21 protein-coding genes are annotated in these 20,883 nt (G+C 64.3%); 8 read left to right on the top strand and 13 right to left on the bottom strand.

The features are described from left to right. Positions 1-95: 95 nt before the first annotated feature. On the bottom strand, positions 96-1,841 hold the full coding sequence (locus AC5ZG1_RS01890) for an ABC transporter ATP-binding protein/permease (protein WP_496131829.1): 1,746 nt from the start codon (positions 1,839-1,841) through the stop codon (positions 96-98). Between the two features lie 325 nt (positions 1,842-2,166). Between AC5ZG1_RS01890 and AC5ZG1_RS01885 the strand changes: the two genes are divergently transcribed. Both AC5ZG1_RS01885 and AC5ZG1_RS01880 read left to right on the top strand, forming a co-directional pair. Further along, a complete protein-coding gene (locus AC5ZG1_RS01885) occupies positions 2,167-3,831 on the top strand; it encodes an L-lactate permease (RefSeq protein ID WP_130228015.1) in 1,665 nt (554 codons plus the stop codon). 162 nt (positions 3,832-3,993) lie between these two features. Further along, the gene (locus AC5ZG1_RS01880) at positions 3,994-4,404 is read left to right on the top strand and encodes an META domain-containing protein (protein ID WP_474419670.1); all 411 of its coding nucleotides are present in this window, start codon (positions 3,994-3,996) and stop codon (positions 4,402-4,404) included. Here the strand turns inward: AC5ZG1_RS01880 and AC5ZG1_RS01875 are convergent. After that, positions 4,401-5,057, bottom strand: coding sequence for a hypothetical protein (locus tag AC5ZG1_RS01875; protein ID WP_496131828.1), 657 nt, complete (start codon positions 5,055-5,057; stop codon positions 4,401-4,403). The two genes, AC5ZG1_RS01880 and AC5ZG1_RS01875, sit on opposite strands and share 4 nt — an antisense overlap. Positions 5,058-5,497: 440 nt before the next feature. Here AC5ZG1_RS01875 and AC5ZG1_RS01870 point away from each other — a divergent pair, with 440 nt between their 5' ends. Further along, on the top strand, positions 5,498-6,598 hold the full coding sequence (locus AC5ZG1_RS01870) for a DUF937 domain-containing protein (RefSeq protein WP_496131827.1): 1,101 nt from the start codon (positions 5,498-5,500) through the stop codon (positions 6,596-6,598). Positions 6,599-6,638: 40 nt separating this feature from the next. Here AC5ZG1_RS01870 and AC5ZG1_RS01865 read toward each other — a convergent pair whose 3' ends face one another. Further along, on the bottom strand, positions 6,639-7,838 hold the full coding sequence (locus AC5ZG1_RS01865; protein WP_456643191.1) for a hypothetical protein: 1,200 nt from the start codon (positions 7,836-7,838) through the stop codon (positions 6,639-6,641). A gap of 186 nt (positions 7,839-8,024) precedes the next feature. Beyond that, on the bottom strand, positions 8,025-8,327 hold the full coding sequence (locus AC5ZG1_RS01860; protein ID WP_496131826.1) for a hypothetical protein: 303 nt from the start codon (positions 8,325-8,327) through the stop codon (positions 8,025-8,027). A 159-nt stretch (positions 8,328-8,486) separates the two neighbouring features. On the opposite strand from AC5ZG1_RS01860, the gene AC5ZG1_RS01855 reads away from it, so the two are divergent. Genes AC5ZG1_RS01855 through AC5ZG1_RS01845 form a run of 3 tightly spaced genes read left to right on the top strand, consistent with a single transcriptional unit; the run spans position 8,487 to position 9,253 of the window. Continuing rightward, positions 8,487-8,732: a hypothetical protein gene (locus AC5ZG1_RS01855; protein WP_456645880.1), complete on the top strand. Its 246-nt coding sequence runs from the start codon at positions 8,487-8,489 to the stop codon at positions 8,730-8,732. A gap of 30 nt (positions 8,733-8,762) precedes the next feature. After that, positions 8,763-9,104, top strand: coding sequence for a DUF1236 domain-containing protein (locus tag AC5ZG1_RS01850; RefSeq protein WP_028166957.1), 342 nt, complete (start codon positions 8,763-8,765; stop codon positions 9,102-9,104). Beyond that, a complete protein-coding gene (locus AC5ZG1_RS01845) occupies positions 9,104-9,253 on the top strand; it encodes a hypothetical protein (RefSeq protein ID WP_155255408.1) in 150 nt (49 codons plus the stop codon). Before AC5ZG1_RS01850 ends, AC5ZG1_RS01845 begins: the two co-directional genes overlap by 1 nt. A 113-nt stretch (positions 9,254-9,366) precedes the next feature. On the opposite strand, the gene groL is transcribed toward AC5ZG1_RS01845, so the two are convergent. Together groL and AC5ZG1_RS01835 are read right to left on the bottom strand one after the other, a co-directional pair. Then, a complete protein-coding gene (gene groL / locus AC5ZG1_RS01840) occupies positions 9,367-11,004 on the bottom strand; it encodes a chaperonin GroEL (RefSeq protein WP_028166956.1) in 1,638 nt (545 codons plus the stop codon). A 157-nt stretch (positions 11,005-11,161) separates the two neighbouring features. Next, positions 11,162-11,458, bottom strand: coding sequence for a co-chaperone GroES (locus AC5ZG1_RS01835; RefSeq protein WP_027580177.1), 297 nt, complete (start codon positions 11,456-11,458; stop codon positions 11,162-11,164). Between the two features lie 346 nt (positions 11,459-11,804). Here AC5ZG1_RS01835 and AC5ZG1_RS01830 point away from each other — a divergent pair, with 346 nt between their 5' ends. Beyond that, positions 11,805-12,317 (top strand): hypothetical protein, encoded by a 513-nt coding sequence (locus tag AC5ZG1_RS01830; RefSeq protein WP_130228010.1) that lies wholly within the window; start codon positions 11,805-11,807, stop codon positions 12,315-12,317. A gap of 286 nt (positions 12,318-12,603) precedes the next feature. On the opposite strand, the gene AC5ZG1_RS01825 is transcribed toward AC5ZG1_RS01830, so the two are convergent. Further along, positions 12,604-13,392, bottom strand: a complete 789-nt coding sequence (locus AC5ZG1_RS01825) for a protein phosphatase CheZ (protein ID WP_028166954.1) — start codon at positions 13,390-13,392, stop codon at positions 12,604-12,606. A gap of 303 nt (positions 13,393-13,695) precedes the next feature. Between AC5ZG1_RS01825 and AC5ZG1_RS01820 the strand changes: the two genes are divergently transcribed. Next, the gene (locus tag AC5ZG1_RS01820; RefSeq protein WP_496131825.1) at positions 13,696-14,487 is read left to right on the top strand and encodes a L,D-transpeptidase; all 792 of its coding nucleotides are present in this window, start codon (positions 13,696-13,698) and stop codon (positions 14,485-14,487) included. Positions 14,488-14,665: 178 nt separating this feature from the next. Here AC5ZG1_RS01820 and AC5ZG1_RS01815 read toward each other — a convergent pair whose 3' ends face one another. The 6 genes from AC5ZG1_RS01815 to AC5ZG1_RS01790 form a co-directional block, all read right to left on the bottom strand. Continuing rightward, positions 14,666-15,493 (bottom strand): DUF2076 domain-containing protein, encoded by an 828-nt coding sequence (locus AC5ZG1_RS01815; protein WP_496131824.1) that lies wholly within the window; start codon positions 15,491-15,493, stop codon positions 14,666-14,668. Between the two features lie 170 nt (positions 15,494-15,663). Continuing rightward, entirely contained in the window at positions 15,664-16,509 is an 846-nt protein-coding gene (locus tag AC5ZG1_RS01810; protein ID WP_496131823.1) for a ChbG/HpnK family deacetylase, read from the bottom strand. Then, positions 16,506-17,552, bottom strand: a complete 1,047-nt coding sequence (locus tag AC5ZG1_RS01805; protein WP_496131822.1) for a glycosyltransferase family 2 protein — start codon at positions 17,550-17,552, stop codon at positions 16,506-16,508. Before AC5ZG1_RS01805 ends, AC5ZG1_RS01810 begins: the two co-directional genes overlap by 4 nt. A gap of 76 nt (positions 17,553-17,628) precedes the next feature. After that, complete coding sequence (gene hisG, locus AC5ZG1_RS01800; protein ID WP_496131821.1) at positions 17,629-18,606, bottom strand: ATP phosphoribosyltransferase; 978 nt, start codon at positions 18,604-18,606, stop codon at positions 17,629-17,631. Then, positions 18,603-19,766: an ATP phosphoribosyltransferase regulatory subunit gene (locus tag AC5ZG1_RS01795; protein WP_496131820.1), complete on the bottom strand. Its 1,164-nt coding sequence runs from the start codon at positions 19,764-19,766 to the stop codon at positions 18,603-18,605. Before AC5ZG1_RS01795 ends, hisG begins: the two co-directional genes overlap by 4 nt. A 184-nt stretch (positions 19,767-19,950) precedes the next feature. Further along, on the bottom strand, positions 19,951-20,715 hold the full coding sequence (locus AC5ZG1_RS01790; protein ID WP_496131819.1) for a 16S rRNA (uracil(1498)-N(3))-methyltransferase: 765 nt from the start codon (positions 20,713-20,715) through the stop codon (positions 19,951-19,953). Positions 20,716-20,883 lie beyond the last annotated feature (168 nt).

The following is a 20,883-nucleotide window of genomic DNA, read 5'->3' as shown; positions in this document are numbered from 1 at the left end:
GCCGGTAGACGCTGGCACAGGTGTCCCGGGTTGCGCGTTCCGCTCCACCCGGGCTACGAAGCTCCATCAGCGCGGCTCGCGCACCGCGCTCTAGTCTAAGGCGACGCCGCGATCTTGGTCGCGTCCCGCAACCCAAACCGGTCGCCATCGCGGACCAGCGCGATGTTGCGCTGGTGGAATTCCTCCAGCGTCGAGCGGTGGCCGATCGAGACGATCGTGGTGGCCGGCAATTCCTCCATCAGCAAACGATAGAGCGCGGCTTCCGAGGGCTCGTCCAGCGAGGCGGTGGCCTCGTCGAGGAACAGGTAGTCGGGTGCATGCAAGAGCGCGCGCGCCAGCCCCAGGCGCTGCTGCTCGCCGAGCGACAGCATTCTGTTCCAGTGTCCCTCTTCTTCTAGCCGTGAAGCGAGCTGGGGCAGTCCGATCTGGCCGAGCACTTCCCTGATCCTGTCGGCGCTGAACTTTTCTGCTTCGGCGGGATAGACGATCGCCGCGTGCAGCGAGCCGATCGGGAAATAGGGCTTTTGCGGCAGCATCATCAGCGAGGCGTGCTCGGGAATGACGATCGAGCCGCTGCCGAACGGCCAGATGCCGGCGACGGCCCGGAACAGCGTCGACTTGCCCGCGCCGGACGGCCCGGTGACCAGCGTGCGTTCGCCGGGCCGAAGCTTGAGCCCGGTCGCTGCGACCAGCGGCGCCCCATTGGGCAGCTTCACGAGAAGCTCTTGCAGCGCGATCGCATCGCTCGCCGCCGGTGCCGCCTTGACTGCGTCGGGGTCGGTAGCGAGCCTTTCCGCCTGCGCAATCGATCGCTCGAAGCCATCGAGACGGGCGACCACCGCGCGCCATTCCGCCATGGTGCGATAGACCGATATGAAGAACGACAGCGCATCCTGCACCTTGCCGAAAGCTTCCATGATCTGCATCACGGTTCCGAGCTGGATCTTGCTGGCGAAATAGGCCGGCGCGGAGAGGATGACCGGAAACACCACGGCGGCCTGCGAGTAGCTCTGCGTGAACGCCGTCAGCCGCTTGGTCCGGCTCATGATGCCGTACCAGTTGGAGACCACACTGCCGAAACGCGTCGACAGCTGCTCGCGTTCGGCGCGGTCACCCTTAAGCAGCGCGATCTGTTCGGAGTTCTCGCGAACCCGCACCAGGTTGAAACGGAAGTCAGCCTCCAGCCGCTGCTGATCGAAATCGAGCCGCACCAGCGGCGAGCCGATCCACTGTGTCAGAGCCGTGCCGAAGATGGCGTAGACCAGCGCGCCCCACACCAGATAGCCGGGGAACGACACGTCGCTGCCGAACAGATGCAGCGGCGCCGCCGCCGACAGGCCCCAGAGGATCACGACGAAAGACGCCAGCGTCACGATCGAGCTCAACAGCCCGATGCCGAGCCCCAGCGTCTGGCTGACGAACATCTTGATGTCGTCGCTGATGCGCTGGTCCGGGTTGTCGGCCGCATCGCCCTGAAGCTGCATGCGGTAGTGGTTGGCATCGTGCAGCCATTCGCCGAGATATTTGCTTGTCATCCAGCGGCGCCAGCGGATCTGAAGCCACTGGTTGAGATAGAGCTGATAGATCGACAGCACGGTGAGGATCGCGGCCAGCACGCAGAACACGATGAGCTCGCGGACGAAGCCGTCCCAGTCCCGCTCCTGCAGCGCGTTGTAGAAACGATTGCGCCACTGGTTCAGCAGCACATCGTTGGCGACCAGCGCCAGCTCGATCGCGATGACCGCGGCAAGCAGGCCGCGGCCGGCCCATTTGTCTTCGGAGTTGAAATAAGGCGCTGCAATGCGCCACACCGTCGCGAGCGTCGAACGAATGTTGTTCACAGATTAGCGTCTCCGGGGGACCGCCTACAAAGGCTTGAAAAAACGGGACAATCAGGGAACCTTCAGACTAAAGTCGTGGGTTCCTCGGCCAGCGTCCACTTGTCGCAGCATGATAGTTAACCCTAGCATGCCAGCGCGACGCGGGGCGGCGGACTTTCTGATTTCGCGAGGTTGTGAGCGTTTGGCCGTGCCGACTCGTGCAGGCCTGTTTCGCACCACATGATCTTTGATTGCACCCGGCGCGCCGGGTCCACGCCCGCGGCGAGCCGACGCAAGCCGCCGGCGGGAAGCCGCCACCGGGAAACCTTGGGGAGGAACAACAAAAATGTGGAACCAAATCTACAACCCGCTCGGCAACGCCGCGCTGTCGACGATCGCAGCCGCCGTTCCCGTGGTCACGCTGCTGGTCCTGATCGCCAGCGGCAGAGTGAAGGCGCATGTCGCCGCCATCATCGCCGTGATCGTGACCAACCTGATCACGATCTTCATCTTCACCATGCCCCCGAACATGTCGATCCGCGCCACGCTGCTCGGCGTGGTGACCGGCTTCTTCCCGATCGGCTGGATCGTGCTGAACGTCATCTTCCTCTACCAGATCACGGTGGCAACCGGAAAATTCGAGCTCTTGAAGCGCGCGGTCGGCGGCGTCACCGAGGACCGGCGCTTGCAACTGCTGCTGATCGCGTTCGCCTTCGGCGCGTTCTTCGAGGGCGCCTCGGGCTTCGGCACGCCGGTCGCGATCACAGGCGCGATCCTGATCGGCCTTGGCTTCTCGCCGCTCGCGGCGTCCGGACTGTCGCTGATCGCCAACACCGCACCGGTCGCCTACGGCGCGCTGGGCACGCCGATTCTGGGTCTCGCCTCGGTCACCGGGCTGGACCCCTATGTGCTTGGCGCGATGGTCGGGCGGCAATTGCCGCTGTTCTCGCTGATCGTGCCGTTCTGGGTGGTGTGCGCATTTGCCGGCTGGCGCGGCATGAAGGACGTCTGGCCGGCGATCCTGGTCACCGGCGTCTCTTTCGCGGTCCCGCAATTCGTGATCTCGAACTTCATCAATCCCTGGATCGTCGACATCGGCGCCTCGCTGATCTCGATGGGCTGCCTGATCCTGTTTCTGCGCGTCTGGCAGCCGCGGCAACTCTGGCTGTCACCGGCGCTGCGCGGCCACGATGAATCGGCCGCGACCATGGCGGCGCCGAAGACGCTGGACAAGACGCCGCTCACGCAAGGCGAATTGTGGAGCGCACTGCTGCCATGGATCATCGTCTGCATCCTGATGCTGGTCTGGGGCAACGGCGCGTTCAAGACCTGGGCGAACGCCAATTTCGTCTGGAACTATCCGGTGCCCGAGCTCGACAAGCTCATCAACAAGATGCCGCCTGTCGCCGCCAAGCCGACGCCGGAAGGCGCGGTGTTCGGCTTCACCTGGCTGTCCTTCACCGGCACGGGCATGCTGATCGCGGCGATCATCTCGGGTCTGTTGATGGGCTTCTCGCCGCTGAAGCTGATCACCGAATATGGCCGCACCATCCGCCTTTGCGCGATCTCGCTGATTACGATCTCGGCGATGCTCGCGATCGGCACGCTGACGCGGCTGTCTGGTGTCGACGCCACGCTCGGCCTGGCCTTCGCCGCAACCGGCGTGCTCTATCCCTTCTTCGGCACGCTGCTCGGCTGGCTCGGCGTCGCGCTGACCGGATCGGACACCGCCTCCAACGTGCTGTTCGGCAACCTGCAGAGGATCACGTCGGAGCAATTGGGTCTGTCGCCGATCCTGATGGCCGCCGCCAACTCCTCCGGCGGCGTGATGGGCAAGATGATCGATGCGCAATCGATCGTGGTCGCCTCGACCGCGACCAACTGGTACGGCCATGAAGGCTCGATCCTGCGCTACGTGTTCCTGCACTCGATCGTGCTGGCCTGCCTCGTCGGTCTGTTCGTGACGCTGCAGGCCTATGTCTACCCGTTCACGGAGATGGTCCTGAAGTAGCGCCACTCGGGCGGGAGGCAGAGCGTAGCCCGGGTGAAGCGCCAGCGTAACCCGGGTCCGCTCGCAAACACTGACACGGATATCCCGGGTTGCGCGTTCCGCTCCACCCGGGCTACGAACTCGTCTCGGCATGGGCCGATGGGGCAGTGTCAGAGAGAGTTGATGGTTTCACGGATTTGCAAGAGCACGGTCTTTGTCTTCGCGCTGCTCGCGACCGCGATCGCGGCGGGTCCGGCGCGCGCCGACGAGGAGTTTCCCTTCGGCTTCGAAATGTCGCTCGATGCCGCGCGCATGCCCGGCTCCAAGCGCATCCCTTCGCTCGAGATCGGCGACAATGGCGAGGTGGTGCTGGAACTCTGGTGCAAGGGCGGCAAGGGCCAGTTCTCGGTGGCGGGCAACACCATCATCTTCGTTCCTGGCGCGATGGAGAATCGCAACTGTCCGCCTGAGCGGGCGCAGGCCGACGATGATCTGCTTGCGGCGCTCGGCGACACCGCGACCTGGCGCCGTCAGGGTGACCTCGTCACCTTGACCGGCTCGAAGACGCTGCGCTTCCGGCTCAACACGAATTAAGGCGCCGCAATCAGTCCGTTGGCCGTGGCAACGATCCAGCGGTTACCCCAGCGCACGATGGTTTCGATACGCCCGAGCCCGGGTATCGTGTCGCCGCGCGCGGCCATCCGAATGCCGTCAGGCCCGTCGAGAACAGCGGTTCCGTCCCGGACATCGACAACCGTCCAGCCCGATATGGTGGTCGGTCTCGTTTCCGGTGCCGGCGCCAAAGGTGGCCTCGCCGGCGCCGCGCCGGAAGGACTCGCATTTGCCTGCGAGGCGAACGGGTTTGAAGTGCGCGCGGCCAGGTGGGTGCTCGCGGGTAAAGGCTTGGGAATGCTTCCTACGACAGCGGGGGCTACTGCCTGCAGATCTGACGTGGATGTTGCTTTTTTGGTGCCTTCGATCCTGCCGCCCGGTCTTGCTTCAGCGGTTCGAGGCGAAGACGTGACTTTCTGGGCAACCGAGCTGATCCCGAGCGTGCTCGCGAACTCCGGCCAATTCAGACCGCCGGCCCATCCCAACCCAAAGGCTGCCACCAGTGCCATCGCAGGCAGCGCAATGGTGCGCGCCCAATCGCCGTACGGCCCCCGCACCACCAGAACGTCATCGCGATTTTGCTGCAGGAAATCCGACAGGCGCGCCGGCTGCTCCGGCAACTCGCCGTCAGCCACATTCCCCGACCAGTTTCCAAGGGTACTCGGCTCGTGGACTTGCATGGCGTGACCCACGTTCGGCTGAGCGATGATGTTCCCGGAAATTGAATCGAACCTTAACGACCAGGCCGAATGAACTGCGTCGCGATGCCGCTCCGATCGCTGCCCCCGGCAGCCGGCCATCCCAAGCGGAGCTGCCAAAATTCCATGTCAGGCTGTCGAGCCAGCGGCTATCAACCTTCACGGCTCTCCGTTTTGTGATTAGACAGGTGCGAGTTTTGGGGCGGACATGCGCGCGCAGTGGGAAAGTCGGTTGGCAGGCACGGAAATCTGCTGGTTCGCCCCGATAATTTTGCCCAGCGCCTGACAGCCGGAATCGAAATCTCTGACGTGGGCATGCGACGTGATGATTGTCAGTCATCCTGTCTCAACCGCGTCGTAACGGTGGAGAGACCGCCATGGCTGTGAACCTCGTTTCTGTTGTCATGCAATGTCTGACTCCTGACCTGATCGCCAAGATCGCGTCATCTCTGGGACTTGATCGAGACATCGTACAAAAGGCGATAGGAGGTGCCGTCCCCGCACTGCTCGCGAACTTGTCCGAGGCCGCCTCCACCCCCGGTGGCGCTCGTCAGTTGTCCAGCGCATTGTCGCAGCAGCAGCCCGGAGCGCTTGAAAGCCTGAAGAATGCGATGGCAGGTCCTGGCCAGGCGGCGCTCGCGGAGAGCGGATCGGCGATGCTGGCCGGCCTGTTTGGCGGCCGGGCGCTGGACACGATCGCTCAGGCCATCGCGAAGTTCGCTGGCATCGGCGAGGGCTCCGGCAAGTTGCTGACCGGCATGCTTGGCCCTGTCGTCCTCGGGGCGTTGGGGCAGCATCAACGCAGCACCGGCATGGAGGCGAGCGGGCTGACATCGCTCCTCGCCTCGCAAAAGGACCAGATCACTGCGGCGCTTCCATCTGGTCTCGCCGATCAACTGAGCGCTGCCGGTCTCATTGACAGGGCGGGGGAGAGCGTGCGCAGCGGAGCTTCGGCGGCCGCGAGCCGCGTCGCCGGGGCTTCTACACGCTACACGCCGATGGCGCAGTGGCCCTATTGGCTGGCCGGCCTCGTCGTGCTCGGCGGTCTTCTCTGGTACGCAACGCAGCGCCCGGGTGAACAGACTGTCGCCGAGCAACCCGCCGCAACGCGCCCCGCAACCGGGACCGTGGGCGTGGCGCCCGCGAATTTGACCGTCGACGGGGTGAACCTGGCCAGCCAGGTCGATTCGTCCGTCAACACCTTGAAGTCCGCGCTATCGGGCGTCACAGACGTGGCTACCGCTCAAGCGGCCCTGCCCAAGATCAACGAGGCGGTAGCACAGTTGAACGATGTCAACGCGCGAGCTGCAAAGCTGCCTCCGGAAGGACGAAGCGCACTCGCCAAACTGGTCGTGGTGGTGACACCTGCAATCAACCAGATGTGCGACAAGGTGATGGCGATTCCAGGTGTTGGTCCCGTCGCGAAGCCGGCGATTGATGATCTTCACGGAAAACTGGACTCGCTCGCACGCGTCTGAGCTGCGCGCGGCAAGCCAGTCACATATCGCCGCGTGGCCGCTACTTCCACGCCGATTTGTCGGCGTCCCAGCGCTGGGCCTTGAATTCCTTCGCCAGCGCCTCGATCGAGCCGTTGTCGTCGGGCGGCTCGCCGCCTTCCTCGTCGCCGACGGAGTCTTCCGAGAGGTTCAGCTTTGGACCTGAACCCTCATCGGCGGTGGTGACCACCGGGCTCGAGACCCACAGCATCAGCCTGTCCGACGCACCGGGCTTGTCCGAGGATACCAGCGCCGAGATCTCGACGGTCTCGGTGAGGCCGAGCGCGGGATAGACCTGGCTCGGACGCTTGAAGGTCAATTTCAGCTTGCCGGTGTTGGCGTTCCATGACGCCCCCGACGGCTTTGCCGCCAGCGTCTTGCTCAGTACGCCCGATATCGCTGATGCGATCTTGTCCCTGTTGATCTTGTCGCCGCTGAGCCAGTCGGCGGCGGCGAAGCGGATGGTGCGGTCCATCTCGACGCTGCCCGTGGTCCAGCCGGCCGCGACCACGCCCGGCGTCGCCTTGGCCTTGGCGACCAGGGCCGAGGCCTGTTCCGGATCGACGGTGAGGTTGATGGTCTGCTCGCCGGCGCGCAGCGCGTCGCAGGTGATGGCGAGGCTCGAGAGGCCGACCTCGACGGCCTGGCCCTTGAGGCTCTTCAGCAAGTCCAGCGCCGCGTCGAGCTTGACGCGCACGCCGACGGATTCGGGAGACACCTCGGTAAAGTCCTTCGGTGCCGGCGTGATGCCGTCATCGGTGGTCTGGCTCTCCTGAAATTCCCGCTCCGAAAGGTCGGTATTGTCGGAGGAGGCGACTTCCGTCACCGCCTGGCCGATTGTGATCTGGCCGCGGAATTCGAAACTATCGCCGGTCGGCTTGCGCACGAGCTTCACCGAGACGGGCGATTTGTCGTTCAGGGTCTGCGTCGTGCCGCTCAGGTTCTGGCCGTTGACCGCGAGGTTGACGACGAAGCGGTCCTTGCGGTCGGAACCTTTTTCCGCGGGGTAGCAGACGTCGAGGACCGCCGCAGTGACGTTTTTGCCTTGGCGGGTTTCCTTCAGCACCGCGTCGGCATTGCCCTCCATCAAGCCGTCGATCGCGGTGAAATAGCGCGTCTCGGTCGTGCCCGGCGCCGTCTTGGACGGCAGCTTCATCTGGGCAAGAGCGAGATCCGAAGAGGCCGTGAGGAGGCCCACGAGGCAGCAGAGCAGGGCGCGCATATGAGGATCCCCCTTGAGGAACAGAATCGCCAACGCCGTAACTAGCAAACCTTTGGTGAAAAAGAAGGCCGCGGCGGTGACGTAACCCAAAAATGCGCAGCCGCCTTCAGGGACGCAGGTGCGGGCGGGCAACCCGGTTGCGGACTGCTGGGATGGGGGCGTTCCCAACTTGAAAAAAGTCGTGGGCTAACCGGACAAGGGGTGAGCCGCCACGGCTCCCGCGTTTGTTCGCTTCCGCTTCAGGCGGCGCACGACCGGAATTCCGCCCGGGGTCAACTGCTGCGACGGCACCATGCGACGCCGACGCCACGCGTCCGTTTCGTTCTTCAGCTTGGCTGCCCAATCGGCCTCGCCGCCGATACCCTTGTCAGCCACATCCGAGCCAGCCATGCATTCTCCAACAATCATGTAAAATAACAGCCACGACGCTGCTCGCGCGATGACAGGCTTGGCCGCCGCGCTCGTGCGTTCTGCAACGATCAGGTTCATTGAATTCCCGAGTCCGGGCTGCAGTTCCCTCGGCAACGCCGATCGCAGCCTCGCGCTTTGCGCGGGTCGAAGAATGCTGCATCGTGTTCTTACGTCCCGCCGAAGGGAACGGAATCTCCACTGCAATGGTTAGGGTGAACAGCAGTCCGGGCGTTCATCATGGCCATTGATGATCGCAACCCCGACATTTGGTGGTGGATTCGTCGCGCCGCTGAAATAGTGGGAAAAATCGGAAAAATCGCCGCGGCGTCCTCCGGCAAGAGCAGATGCGGTGATTGCAAAAATCAACAATTTTCGTTGCTGATCGTCCGATCAGTCGGATGCTCCTTGGCAATCGATATCGGGATAAAATGGAAATTCGCTCGGCGCGCCCCGGAACTTGTGCGAGTCCATGAAGTTCTTTGAGCGCCGCATGTCGCGGCGAGGAGAATCCAGATGAGGAAGATGCTTTTGCTTTCCGCGGCTATCGCTCTGATGTCGAGCGGTGCGCTCGCGCAGAGCACCGTGACGACCACGACCGGGGCCGGACGTGCAACGGTTCAGATCGAACCGGAGTACCGCACCAGGATCAAGACCTACGTCACCGAGCACAAGGTTCGTCCCGTGACGACAAAGGAAAAGATCGTCGTCGGCGGAACGGTGCCGAGTGATGTCGAGCTCGCGGCGGTGCCGTCCGATTGGGGACCATCGCTCACGAAGTATCGCTATGTGTATTCCGGGGACCGCGTGATGCTGGTGGATCCCGGCACGCGCACCGTCGTTCAGGAAATTGATTGATGCAGGATAGAGGCTGCCGTTACGGCGGCCTCTATCTCTTCCGATGGAGGGAAATTTTGGAATCTCATCGCGAGGCCAGGATCGTGGGCGTGAGCCTGGCCATGGTCTACGTCGCCTGCCTGGTATTCGCCGCCATCAGCCTGGCCTGACAGGAAGTACTCGGCGGCGATTCGGTTCTGATGCAATCAGAACCGAATATGTTCTAATCCGGATACGAAAAGGCCGCCCAAAGGCGGCCTTTTGATTTGATTGTTAGAGGGGCTCAGAAGCCCATGCCGCCCATACCGCCGCCTCCGGGCGGCATCGCAGGCGCCGGCTCCTTCGGCAGTTCGGCGACCATGGCTTCCGTCGTCACCAGGAGGCCGGCGACCGAGGAGGCGTCCTGCAGCGCGGTGCGCACAACCTTGGCGGGGTCGATGATGCCTTCTTCGACCATGTCGACATATTCCTCGGTCTGGGCGTCGAAGCCGAAGGTCTCCGACTTGTTCTCGAGGATCTTGCCGACCACGATCGAGCCTTCGACGCCGGCGTTTTCCGAGATCTGGCGCACGGGGGCTTCGAGGGCCTTCAGCACGATGTTGATGCCGGCCTGGACGTCGGAATTGTCGTTGGAGAGACGGCCGACCGCCTTCTTGGCGCGCAGCAGCGCCACGCCGCCGCCGGGCACGATGCCTTCCTGCACCGCGGCGCGGGTTGCGTTCAGCGCGTCCTCGACACGGTCCTTCTTCTCCTTGACCTCGACCTCGGTTGCGCCGCCGACGCGGATCACGGCGACGCCGCCGGCCAGCTTGGCCAGCCGCTCCTGCAGCTTCTCGCGGTCGTAGTCGGAGGTGGTCTCCTCGATCTGCGCCTTGATCTGGCCGACGCGTGCCTCGATGTCGGCCTTCTTGCCGGCGCCGTTGACGATCGTGGTGTTCTCCTTGTCGATCACGACCTTGCGGGCGCGGCCGAGCATCTTGATCGTGACGTTCTCGAGCTTGATGCCGAGCTCTTCGGAGATCAACTGGCCGCCGGTCAGGACCGCGATGTCCTCCAGCATCGCCTTCCGGCGGTCGCCGAAGCCCGGCGCCTTGACGGCGGCGACCTTCAACCCGCCGCGCAGGCGGTTGACCACCAGTGTCGCCAGCGCCTCGCCCTCGACGTCCTCGGCGATGATCAAGAGCGGACGGCCGGACTGCACGACAGCTTCCAGCACCGGCAGCATCGCCTGCAGACCGGAGAGCTTCTTCTCGTGCAGGAGGATGTAGGCGTCCTCGAGCTCGGCGGTCATCTTCTCGGCATTGGTGATGAAATAGGGCGAGAGATAGCCGCGGTCGAACTTCATGCCTTCGACGATGTCGACCTCGGTCTCCAGCGACTTGTTCTCCTCGACCGTGATCACGCCCTCATTGCCGACCTTCTGCATGGCCTGGGCGATCATCTTGCCGATCGCGGTGTCGCCATTGGCCGAGATGGTGCCGACCTGGGCGACCTCGGAAGAGGCGGCCACTGGCTTGGCGCGCTTCTCGAGGTCCTTGACCACGGCGGCGACGGCAAGGTCGATGCCGCGCTTCAGGTCCATCGGGTTCATGCCCGCAGCAACCGCCTTGCCGCCCTCTCGCACGATCGCCTGCGCCAGCACGGTCGCGGTGGTGGTGCCGTCACCCGCGGTGTCGTTGGTCTTGGAGGCGACTTCGCGCAGCATCTGCGCGCCCATGTTCTCGAACTTGTCCTCGAGCTCGATCTCCTTGGCGACGGTGACGCCGTCCTTGGTGATGCGAGGGGCACCGAAGCTCTTTTCGATGACGACGTTGCGGCCCTTCGGGCCGAGCGTGACCTTTACCGCATTGGCAAGGACATCGACGCCGCGCAGCATTCGCTCGCGGGCTTCTCCGGCAAATTTAACGTCTTTGGCAGCCATATCTTGCTCCTGGAATGATTGAGGGCACTGGGCCGCACACCCTTGTCGTCATTGCCGGGCTTGACCCGGCAATCCATCGCTCTTGAAGATCGATGGATGCCCGGGTCAGGCCCGGGCATGACATGTGTGGATGTTGCGGCCGCTCCGCTAAGTTGCGTTAGACCAGCACGCCCATGATGTCGGACTCCTTCATGATCAGGAGTTCCTCGCCGTCGAGCTTGACCTCGGTGCCCGACCATTTGCCGAACAGCACGCGATCGCCGACCTTGACGTCGATCGGGATCAGCTTGCCGGTCTCGTCGCGGCCGCCTGGCCCGACGGCGGTGACTTCGCCCTGAGAGGGCTTTTCCTTGGCGGTGTCGGGGATGATGATGCCGCCCTTGGACTTCTCTTCGGCTTCGATGCGCTTGACCACGACACGGTCATGCAGCGGGCGGAATTTGGATTTAGCCATGACGTTTCCTCTTGGAGGCTCGGTTTCAGGTCTCGTTCATCGAGGCCGGGGGTTGAATGCCGGCCGGTCGATGGCTCGCGGGCAGGATATCCAGCGCATTAGCAATCGTCGCGCCAGAGTGCTAATTGTGGGGCGGGGAATATGGCTTGGCGCCTTTCCTGTCAAGCAAAGTGGTTAAGGCCTTGGTGAGGCCAATATAGGATGCTGCAACCAAATCAAATTAGAGCCCAGGTTGGAGTTCTCACGTCATCGTTTCGACGTCATTGCTCTGCCTTACGTTTTAAGCTTGGCTGCAGGACGGGTGCGGCCCAAAGGTGCGACCCAAGGATATTTCGGGGGAATACGGATGATCGGATCAGGTGACGCGCGCGCGGTTGCGAAATTTGCGACCGTCTCGGCGCTGACGCTTCTGTTGGGCGCGTGCAGCAGCGTCAACCTGCCGTCGCTGTCATCCAACCCGGGGCCTGGGCCCGAGGAGGCCGCGCCGGAAATGCCCGCCACCATTCGTTCCGACGAGATCGTCGGCCGCTGGGGCTTGGCCTCCTACCAAAATCCGGCGGACCGCGCCCGCACCGAGAAGATGGCGCGCGACCAGTGCAAGCAGCCTTACGTGATCGGCGCCGGCCAGTCCGGCGGCGTGATCATGCATCTCGCAGACCAGGCCACCCCCCAGGAGCTGCGTCTGAAGGGCTCTCCGAGCGGCAAGAACTATATCGGCCCGCCCGGGCCGTCCGGCGGCGAGCAGGACCGCGAGATCGTCTCCTTCGACGGCCGCGTCATGGTCACCCGCTTCGTCGACAAGGACGCCGCCGTCCGCTACGGCAACATGGTCTACGTCCGCTGCGCGCCACGGGCGTGAAGTGCCAATTGCTGTGCCCTCTCCCCTTACAAGGAGGGCTATATGCGGCGGTGCCGGTTGATGTGCCCTCGCCCCTTGTGGGAGAGGGCAGCTCCGCTGCCAGAACTGGACTCATTTGGGTGAGGGGTTCTCTCCGCGGACGCTATCGCCCGCGGAGACAACCCCTCATCCGGCGCTTCGCGCCACCTTCTCCCACAAGGGGAGAAGGGAAGAGGGGGCGCCGCCGCGCATAAAAAAACGCCGGCATCGCGCCGGCGTTTTGCGTTGTTCCTTGCGACCTGCCTGCTCAGTCGAACATCGCGTCGATATCGTCCTGCGAGGCGTGGCCCACGTCGCCGTCGAGCTTCGGGCCGTTGAGCAGGCGGGCGTCGCCCTCGCGGGTGTCGACGATCGGCGGCGCGTGCGCCTTGATGGCGTCGACACCGCCCCAGATATCCATCATCGCATTGATGTGCTGCTCGATGAACTTCATCGTGTTCATCACCTTGTTGATGCGCTGGCCGGTGAGGTCCTGGAAATTGCAGGCCTCGAAGATCGTCACCACACGTTCCTGGATATCCTCGGCAAGCAGCTTCTGCTGTTCGGGCGAGGCGACCTTGGTCAGCGCGGTGGCGGCTTGGTCGATCGCCTCAGTCGCCTCGAGGATCTGCTGGGTCGCCTCCTCTGTGCCGCCGACGACGGCCCCGAGCTCGCCGTTCACCTTGGCCATCTCCGGGCCATCGAAGCCCCTGCCGTGCAGCGCCGCGATCTCGCGCTTGGTGCGGTTGATGGCATCGTGGATCAGGTCGAGCTCGACCTTCAGCTTCTCGCATTGCTCGATCTGTGCCCGATAGGTGTCGAGTAGCGCATGCGCTTCGGCGACCTCGCGCGCCACCGCCGCCTCGGTGGCTTCGGCTGCGACCGGACGCTGAGCGTGGACGCCGAGCGCCATCTGCGCGCGGATGGATCGAAGCTCCGCCATGATCTCCCGATGCATTGGACCGATTTCACCGCCTTCCACCGTAACCGGTGCCGGCATCGGCATGTCGCCCATAATGGCTTGTTCAACACGAAAACGCTTGCGACTAACTGACATGAGACTGTTCCCGCCCCCTTCACTCCCACTGTTCTACGCAGAAGCGATTTAATAGGGAGTTCACACGGGAATGTTTTGCAACGGCGTTTCGCGTCGCGCCGCATACCGGGGATTAACCATGACGCCTACGAATTTAAGCAAAATAAACGCTAATTTTGAAATCCGCGCCGATTGCCGACGTGGTGAATCCAAACGCTGGTTACGTTTACCAAACCGATGCGGTTTTGATTTTGATTGGTCGCATGCCACGGCGCCTCACGCCGAGTGCTGCTGACGATTGACGAAACAGTACAGAGTACGTCGATGAAGAAAACATTCTTTGCGCTTGTTGCCGGCGCGTCCTTCCTGCCTGCCGCTCCGCATCAGGCGTTTGCGATCGATGGCGCGCCGCTCGCCGGGCCGACCGTGATCTATTCCTACCAGGCGCCGCCTCAGCCGGTGCGCAGGGCCTCCAGCCTCGGCGGCGGCTTTATCGAATTCCTGTTCGGCGACGGTCCCGACCAGGGCTACCCGCAATCCTACGAGCAGCAGCCGATCTATCAGCAGCAGCCGGGCTATTATGGTGGCCGGCGCACGATGCTGCCGCCGATGGATCCGCAGCAGCCGATGATGCGCGAGGAGCAGGCGGCCGATCCCGCGCAGCGGCCGTTCGATCCGAGATATGAGAAGCAGCTTGTCGACTATGACGGCAAGCAAGCTCCGGGCACGATCGTCGTCGATACCCCGAACAAGTTCCTTTATCTCGTGCAGGCCGACGGCAAGGCACTGCGCTACGGCATCGGCGTCGGCCGCCCCGGCTTCACCTGGTCGGGCGTTAAGACGATCTCCGCCAAGCGCGAATGGCCGGACTGGACGCCGCCGCCGGAAATGCTGGCGCGCCGTCCCGATCTGCCGCGGCACATGGTGGGCGGACCGGAAAATCCGCTCGGCGCGCGTGCGATGTATCTCGGCTCCTCGCTCTATCGCATCCACGGCTCGAACGAGCCCTGGACCATCGGCACCAACGTGTCCTCCGGCTGCATCCGCATGCGCAACGAGGACGTCATCGACCTCTATGGTCGCGTCAACGTCGGCACCAGGGTGATCGTGATCTAGCGATGCTGTCGTCCCGGGCAAGCGAAGCGCAGACCCGGGACCCATAATCACAGGCGTTTGTGGTGTGCCCCGCTGCAACAGCTTGCTCGCGTCACAATAGCTTCCTGTGGTTGGGGACGACGAAAGAGAAACGGCCGCTCACTCGAGCGGCCGTTCTGCTTTTGAATTTGCGTGCGGCTTACGCGTAGTCGCTGCCACCGTCGTCGCCGCCGTCATCGAACCCATCGTCGTCATCGTCGGGACCATAGCCATCGTCGTCATTGTTGTTGTCGTTGTTGTTCGACGCCTGATCGTACAGGCCGGAGCGCGAGTCGTTGTCGCGCCCGCCAGAGCCGATGTCGTTGACGCCGGCATCGCGCGCAAGATTGCCGCCCGACTGGTCATTGCCCCACGGCTTGTTGTCGCCGAGACTGGCGGAGTCCCCGAACGCCTGGTGACCGCCGCCACCGCCCATCAGCCCGCGGATGCTGTTCATCAAGAGCGAGCCGCCGACGACGCCGGCGGCGGCCGCCGCAGCGGTGCCGAGGAACGAGCCGCCGCCACCGCCGAACGGACCCGCCTGTGGCGCGCCATAGGGCTGGGGCTGCTGGCCGTAAGGCGGCTGGCCATACGGTCCAGGACCCTGCGCCTGCTGCAGCGCCTGGCCGGTATTCCAGGCCGGACGGCTGCCACCCTCCGGCGGGCGCACCGGCGGAACCGAGCCGCGCGGCTGATTCTGGTTCTGGCCGAAGATCGCATCGCGCATCGAATCGAGGAAGCCGCCGCCTTGGCCCTGCTGCTGCGGTCCACCGCCGAGTTCTGCTTCCAATTGCTGGATATGGTCGTTGGCGCGCTTCAGCGCCTCGTCCTGCACCAGCGTGGTCTGCACCAGCGCATAGACGGCGTTGGGCGCCTTGCGCAGCCCTTCCGAGATGGCGGCCAGCGCCTCCGGATCACGCGGGGCGTTCTCCAGCTTGGCGAGCCGGTCGAAGAGATCGTCGATCAATTGGCGTTCTTGCGGGGTCATGGCCTTCTCCATCGCGTCGATTGCGTCGAAGCGCGGAACATGTAGGGCCGCCTTTGTGGCGCAAGGAGTGGGGCCGCGAATTAAATTTGCGTATGCGACAAAACGACCGGCGGATTTCTCTTTGAGCATGATCTTTTCGGAAAACCGGTACCCACTTTTCCGGATCATGCTCAGGCGAGCGTAACATTGTTCGCCGCCAGCAATTGCGGGAAGTGCTCGCTGCCGAGGTAGGCATGCTCATTTTCGCGCTGGGTCGTCAGCGGATCGAGCTCCTTCAGCGTCTCGTCGACGAAGCCGGGATGGCACATCACAAGCCCGCCGTCGGGCAGTCCCTCGAGAAACTGTCGCATCAGGGGACCGAAATCGGGCGATCTCGAAAAATCATAGGCGCCGGCAAAAGCGGGGTTGAAGGCAATGCCGGCGCGTCGTGCACGCTTCCTGAACTGCGCGCTCAGCGTGTCCAGCACCAGTGCTTTCGGCGACCGCAAGCGTTGCGATAACGGCTGGCTGCGTCCGCCCTGGCGCACCCAGGCTTCGGGCGCGGCGTCCTTCACGGCGCGCAAGAAGGCGTCCCGCACCTGCGGAAACAATTGCACATGCTGATGGCCGTCAACAAAGTCAGGCGCGCGGCCGAACATGTCCTTGAACGTCGCGAGCTGCTCGACGAGCTCGGCATGGATCATCTCGCGATCGAGCCGCCGGAGCAGGCCGGCGCGCAACATTTTCGGGAAGGGCAGGAACAGCCCGCCATTGACGGGTCGGAAATGCATGGTCAGCGGACGGAACGGCGCGCTCAGCGTCGCGTGCAGCCCGACCGCGCAGCGCGGGCTTTCGGCGGCAACGCGCTTTAGGGCCGCCACTTCGTCGCGGCCGATTGCCGCGCCCACCACCATCACCGAGGTCGCGTTGAGACGGCCGCGCGCGATGAGATCGCGAATGGCGCGGTTGACGCCCTCGCTCAATCCGTAATCGTCGGCGCAGAGCCAGATCCGGCGCGGCTGCGCGGCATCGTTCATTCGGCCGCGGTCCGTTCGCTGCCCGCGGCGGCCGCATCGGGGCCGGCGCGCTTCTCGCTATGCTCGGCGACGAAATAGATCGGCCGCGCCTTCAGCTCGGACAGTATCTTGCCGATATATTCGCCGACGATGCCGATCATGATGAGCTGCACGCCGCCGATCGTCATCAACCCGATCACCAGCGAGGGATAGCCGGGCACTTGCTTGCCGGTCGTGAAGACCTCCCACAGGATCGAAAGCCCGAACAGGAACGCCGCGGTCGCCAGCAGCACGCCGAGCAGGCTCGCGAAGCGCAGCGGCGCTACCGAAAACGATGTCACTCCTTCGATCGACAGGCCGATCAGCCGCGTCGCGCTGAAGGTGGTGACGCCATGCGCGCGCGGCGCCGGCTCGTAGTCGACCCTGATCTGGCGGAAGCCGATCCAGCTCGCCAGCCCCTTGAAGAAGCGGTTGCGCTCGGGCAATTGCCGCAGCGCCGCCACCGCGCGCGGCGACAAGAGGCGGAAGTCGCCGGCATCTTCGGGGATCTTCTGCCGCGCGCCCCAGTTGATCAGCGCATAGAAGCCGTGCACCGCGAGCCTGCGCAGGAACGGCTCGTTGTCGCGATGCGCTTTCGCGGTATAGACGACATCGTAGCCGTCATCGATCCAGTGTGAGACCAGTTTCTCGACCAGGCTGGGCGGATGCTGGCCGTCGCCATCCATGAACAGCACGGCGCCGCGCCGGGCATGGTCGAGGCCAGCCATCAGCGCAGCCTCTTTGCCGAAATTGCGCGACAGCGACACCACCTGGACATCCAGCGTGTCGGGGATAAGCGAACGCGCGATCGCAAGGGTGTTGTCCTTGCTGCCGTCATCGACATAGACGACCTCGCACGCGAGTCCGTAGCGATCCCTCAAAGTCCGCGCCAGCGCGATCAACCGCTCGTGCAGCAGCGCCAGCCCCGCAGCCTCGTTGTAAACGGGAACGACGACCGACAACCCCTGCGCCGCGGCATTCGTCGCGGTGGTGGTCAGGCCGGAAACGTCAGAGCCCAGCGTCATCGATCAGGTTCCAGGTTCTAAAGAATATATATGTTACCCGTCGCCGGCTGTCGCCACGATGAACGGACCGGACGCCTCATTGCCGCAGGAAGGCCTCGAGCCTGGCGAACAGCGGATTGTCGCGGTCGAAGACGTAGTCGAGCGAGACCACCGACACTGTATCGGCGCCATGCTTGCGCAGGAAGCTGCCGAGGGCGTAGAGCTGCGTCGGTGGGCAGTGCAGCGTCAGCATGCCGGATGAGGTCGGCCCGCCGAACGGGGCGACCACGCCGAAGCGGTTATGGGCTTCCGCGAGCAATGCTGCATCGCATCCTTTGAAGCGGGTGCGGACCTCGCGATATTTGTTGGCCCGGGCGCGCGCGGCGATGTGATCCAGGATGACGCGGGCGGCCTCGCGGGCCTCGGTCGACCAGTCGGCGTCTTTCGAGGCGACGAGGTTGGCCTGGCTGCGCAGGATCACGCCGTCGTCGAGCACCTTCAACCCGTTGGCAGCGAGCGTCGCGCCGGTCGTGGTGATGTCAACGATCAGCTCCGCCGTGCCGACGGCGGGCGCACCTTCGGTCGCGCCGGCGCTCTCGACAATGCGGTAGTCGAGGATGCCGCGGGAGGCGAAGAAGGTTCGCGTCAGGTTGATGTACTTGGTCGCGATCCGCATCCGCCGGTGATGCTGCTCGCGGAAGCCGGTGGTGACGTCGTCCAGATCGGCCATGGTCCGGACATCGATCCAGGCCTGCGGCACCGCGACCACCACATTGGCGTAGCCGAAACCCAATCCGTCGATCAGGTGCACCCGCTTGTCGGCATCGGCGATGCTCTCGCGCACGAGGTCCTCGCCGGTGACGCCAAGATGCACCATGCCGCGCGCGAGCTGGGAGGCGATCTCGCTGGCCGAGAGATAGGCGATCTCGACATTGTCGAGCCCTGCGATGGTGCCGCGATAATCGCGTGCGCCGCCGGGCTTCGACAGCGTCAATCCGGCGCGGGCGAAAAATGCCTCGGCATTTTCCTGCAGACGTCCTTTAGACGGGACGGCGAGAACGAAGGGTGCGCTCATGCCTTGCCTCCGCCGCGAGGCTTGCCATGCTGCGTCAGCGCCTCGATCCAGACCGAGAAGCCGACCGCCGGGATCGGCTCAGCCGAGCCGAGCTGCGTCATCAATCCATCATAGCGGCCGCCGGCGACCAGCGGCTCGGTGCCGTTGGCCCTGGCGTGCAATTCGAACTCGAAGCCGGTGTAGTAATCGAGCCCGCGCCCGAACGAGGTCGAGAAGCGCGTCTTGCTGGTATCGATGCCGCGCGCGGCCATGAAGCCGACGCGGCGTTCGAGCTCGTCGATCGCGCCGGAGAGGTCGAGCCTCGCGTCTTCAGCCAATGCGCGCAGTTGCGCGATGGCCTCGTCCGGCTCGCCCGCAATCGATAGGAAGCGCTTGATGGTGGCGATCGCATCGCGCGGCAATGCGCCTGCTTTCAGCGTCGACTGTTCGAGGAAGCGGTCAGCGATCTCGGCGACGGTGCGGCCGCCGACATTGGTGGTGCCGGCGATCGACATCAGGTCGGTGACGAGCGCCAGCGCCGCCTTGCGGTCGGAGCCGGCAAGGGCGGCCAGCACGCCCTGATATTCGTTGCCGCCGGGGCCGCCGGTCAGCGTCAGCCGTTCGATGTCCTCGGTGAGGTTGACCTTGCGGTTGAAATCCTTGATCAGGCGGCGGCGCCACACGGGATAGAGTCCAAGCGTCTCGATGAGCGCATTGAACAGGGCGACGTCGCCGGTGCGGATCTCGACGTCGGTCAGTCCGAACGCCGCCGTCGCCTCCAGCGCCAGCGCCAGCATTTCGGCATCCGCCGCGGCGCGGTCCTGCCGGCCGAATGATTCGATGCCGGCCTGCAGGAACTCGCTGGGCTGGCCGCCGCGATAGCGGAACACCGGGCCGAGATAGCTGAAACCGGCCGGCTTTCCGGCCTCCGGCGAGGCGAGGTAGTCACGCGCCACTGGGATCGTCAGGTCCGGGCGCAGGCACAGGTCCTCGCCGCTGGCGTCGGTGGTGAGGTAAAGGCTCTTGCGGATCCCCTCGCCGGAGAGGTCGAGGAACGGCTCGGCCGGTTGCAGGATTGTCGGCTCGGACCTGATGTAACCGGCCTGCGCAAATGACAGCAGCAGTGCATCCGCCCATGCGGCGGAGGAGGCGGCACCGCGTGTGGTGGCGGTTACGGTCATCTCGACGTCCAAATCGCCCGAAAATGGGTTCCCGGAGTGGCTTTAAGGGTTCGCGGCGAGCCCTTAGCACGGCAAAAGTGTCGTTTCGACAACCATCGGCCAAATCGCTTAATGAGCGCGTAGCCCGGGTGGAGCGAATGCGCAACCCGGGACATCTGCCTCGGCGTTTGCCATTGATCCCGGGTTACGCTGGCGCTCCACCCGGGCTGCGGCGCCAGTCCCCGAGCGCCGCCTGCACCAAGACCAGCGCCGCGACCCCTGCGGTGTCCGCGCGCAGGATCCGCGGCCCCAGCGACAGCCGGAGGGTCTTGGGCTGGCGCAGTAGCAGCGTGCGCTCCTCTTCGGCGAAGCCGCCCTCCGGGCCGATCAAGACGTCGATGCCGTCAGTGGCGGCCCCCTGTTGCAGGGCATACAGGGGATCGCTCAGATCGGCGGCTTCGTCGCAGAATACCAGGAGCCGGTCGCCCACGCGCTCGGTCAGGAAGCGCGCGAGCGGGACGGGATCGGCGACCTCGGCGAGGGCGGTGATCCCGCATTGCTCGGCCGCCTCGACCACATTGGCCCGCATCCGCTCGCCGTTCACCCGCGAAACCTGTGTGAAGCGGGTCAGGACCGGCTGCAGGCGCGAGGCGCCCATTTCGACCGCCTTCTGCACCATGTAATCGAGCCGGGCGTGCTTTAAGGGCGCGAAGACATAGGCGATGTCGGGCAGGCGATCCTGCGGCCGGGTCTGGCGATGGACCGTCAGCGTGTCCGCCCGCTTGCGGCCACTGAGCTCGGCCTGCCATTCGCCGTCGCGGCCATTGAACACCAGGATGGCGTCGCCGGCCTTCAACCGTAATACGTTACCGAGATAGTTGCTCTGGTCGCGGTCCAGCGCGACAATTTCGCCCGCTTGCAGGGGCGCATCGACGAACAGGCGAGGGGCGCGAAAGTCGTAGTCCGGCATCTGTTAATGTTCCGTCGTCACGCAACTCGGCCGCGCTTTTAGCCTAAAGCGCTAGAATCTGTAGCTTATTTTTGATCGATGGCGCGGCGTGACGCCGCGCTGTTGCCCCAATCCACGGGTTGTTAAGGAACGGCTGGAATCGTAAAAAGCCGCATGGAAATTGTGCTT

Source organism: Bradyrhizobium sp. Leo78 (genome assembly GCF_059512425.1).
The sequence above is the reverse complement of the archived record's forward strand: the minus strand, read 5'-3'. Positions and strand labels throughout refer to the sequence as shown.

Coding starts and splice junctions, on each gene's coding strand:
- AC5ZG1_RS01885 (WP_130228015.1), top strand. CDS start 2,167: ATGTGGAACCAAATCTACAACCCGCTCGGCAACGCCGCGCTGTCGACG.
- AC5ZG1_RS01880 (WP_474419670.1), top strand. CDS start 3,994: ATGGTTTCACGGATTTGCAAGAGCACGGTCTTTGTCTTCGCGCTGCTC.
- AC5ZG1_RS01870 (WP_496131827.1), top strand. CDS start 5,498: ATGGCTGTGAACCTCGTTTCTGTTGTCATGCAATGTCTGACTCCTGAC.
- AC5ZG1_RS01865 (WP_456643191.1), bottom strand. CDS start 7,838: ATGCGCGCCCTGCTCTGCTGCCTCGTGGGCCTCCTCACGGCCTCTTCG.
- AC5ZG1_RS01860 (WP_496131826.1), bottom strand. CDS start 8,327: ATGAACCTGATCGTTGCAGAACGCACGAGCGCGGCGGCCAAGCCTGTC.
- AC5ZG1_RS01855 (WP_456645880.1), top strand. CDS start 8,487: ATGGCCATTGATGATCGCAACCCCGACATTTGGTGGTGGATTCGTCGC.
- AC5ZG1_RS01850 (WP_028166957.1), top strand. CDS start 8,763: ATGAGGAAGATGCTTTTGCTTTCCGCGGCTATCGCTCTGATGTCGAGC.
- AC5ZG1_RS01845 (WP_155255408.1), top strand. CDS start 9,104: ATGCAGGATAGAGGCTGCCGTTACGGCGGCCTCTATCTCTTCCGATGG.
- groL (WP_028166956.1), bottom strand. CDS start 11,004: ATGGCTGCCAAAGACGTTAAATTTGCCGGAGAAGCCCGCGAGCGAATG.
- AC5ZG1_RS01835 (WP_027580177.1), bottom strand. CDS start 11,458: ATGGCTAAATCCAAATTCCGCCCGCTGCATGACCGTGTCGTGGTCAAG.
- AC5ZG1_RS01830 (WP_130228010.1), top strand. CDS start 11,805: ATGATCGGATCAGGTGACGCGCGCGCGGTTGCGAAATTTGCGACCGTC.
- AC5ZG1_RS01825 (WP_028166954.1), bottom strand. CDS start 13,392: ATGTCAGTTAGTCGCAAGCGTTTTCGTGTTGAACAAGCCATTATGGGC.
- AC5ZG1_RS01820 (WP_496131825.1), top strand. CDS start 13,696: ATGAAGAAAACATTCTTTGCGCTTGTTGCCGGCGCGTCCTTCCTGCCT.
- AC5ZG1_RS01815 (WP_496131824.1), bottom strand. CDS start 15,493: ATGACCCCGCAAGAACGCCAATTGATCGACGATCTCTTCGACCGGCTC.
- AC5ZG1_RS01810 (WP_496131823.1), bottom strand. CDS start 16,509: ATGAACGATGCCGCGCAGCCGCGCCGGATCTGGCTCTGCGCCGACGAT.
- AC5ZG1_RS01805 (WP_496131822.1), bottom strand. CDS start 17,552: ATGACGCTGGGCTCTGACGTTTCCGGCCTGACCACCACCGCGACGAAT.
- hisG (WP_496131821.1), bottom strand. CDS start 18,606: ATGAGCGCACCCTTCGTTCTCGCCGTCCCGTCTAAAGGACGTCTGCAG.
- AC5ZG1_RS01795 (WP_496131820.1), bottom strand. CDS start 19,766: ATGACCGTAACCGCCACCACACGCGGTGCCGCCTCCTCCGCCGCATGG.
- AC5ZG1_RS01790 (WP_496131819.1), bottom strand. CDS start 20,715: ATGCCGGACTACGACTTTCGCGCCCCTCGCCTGTTCGTCGATGCGCCC.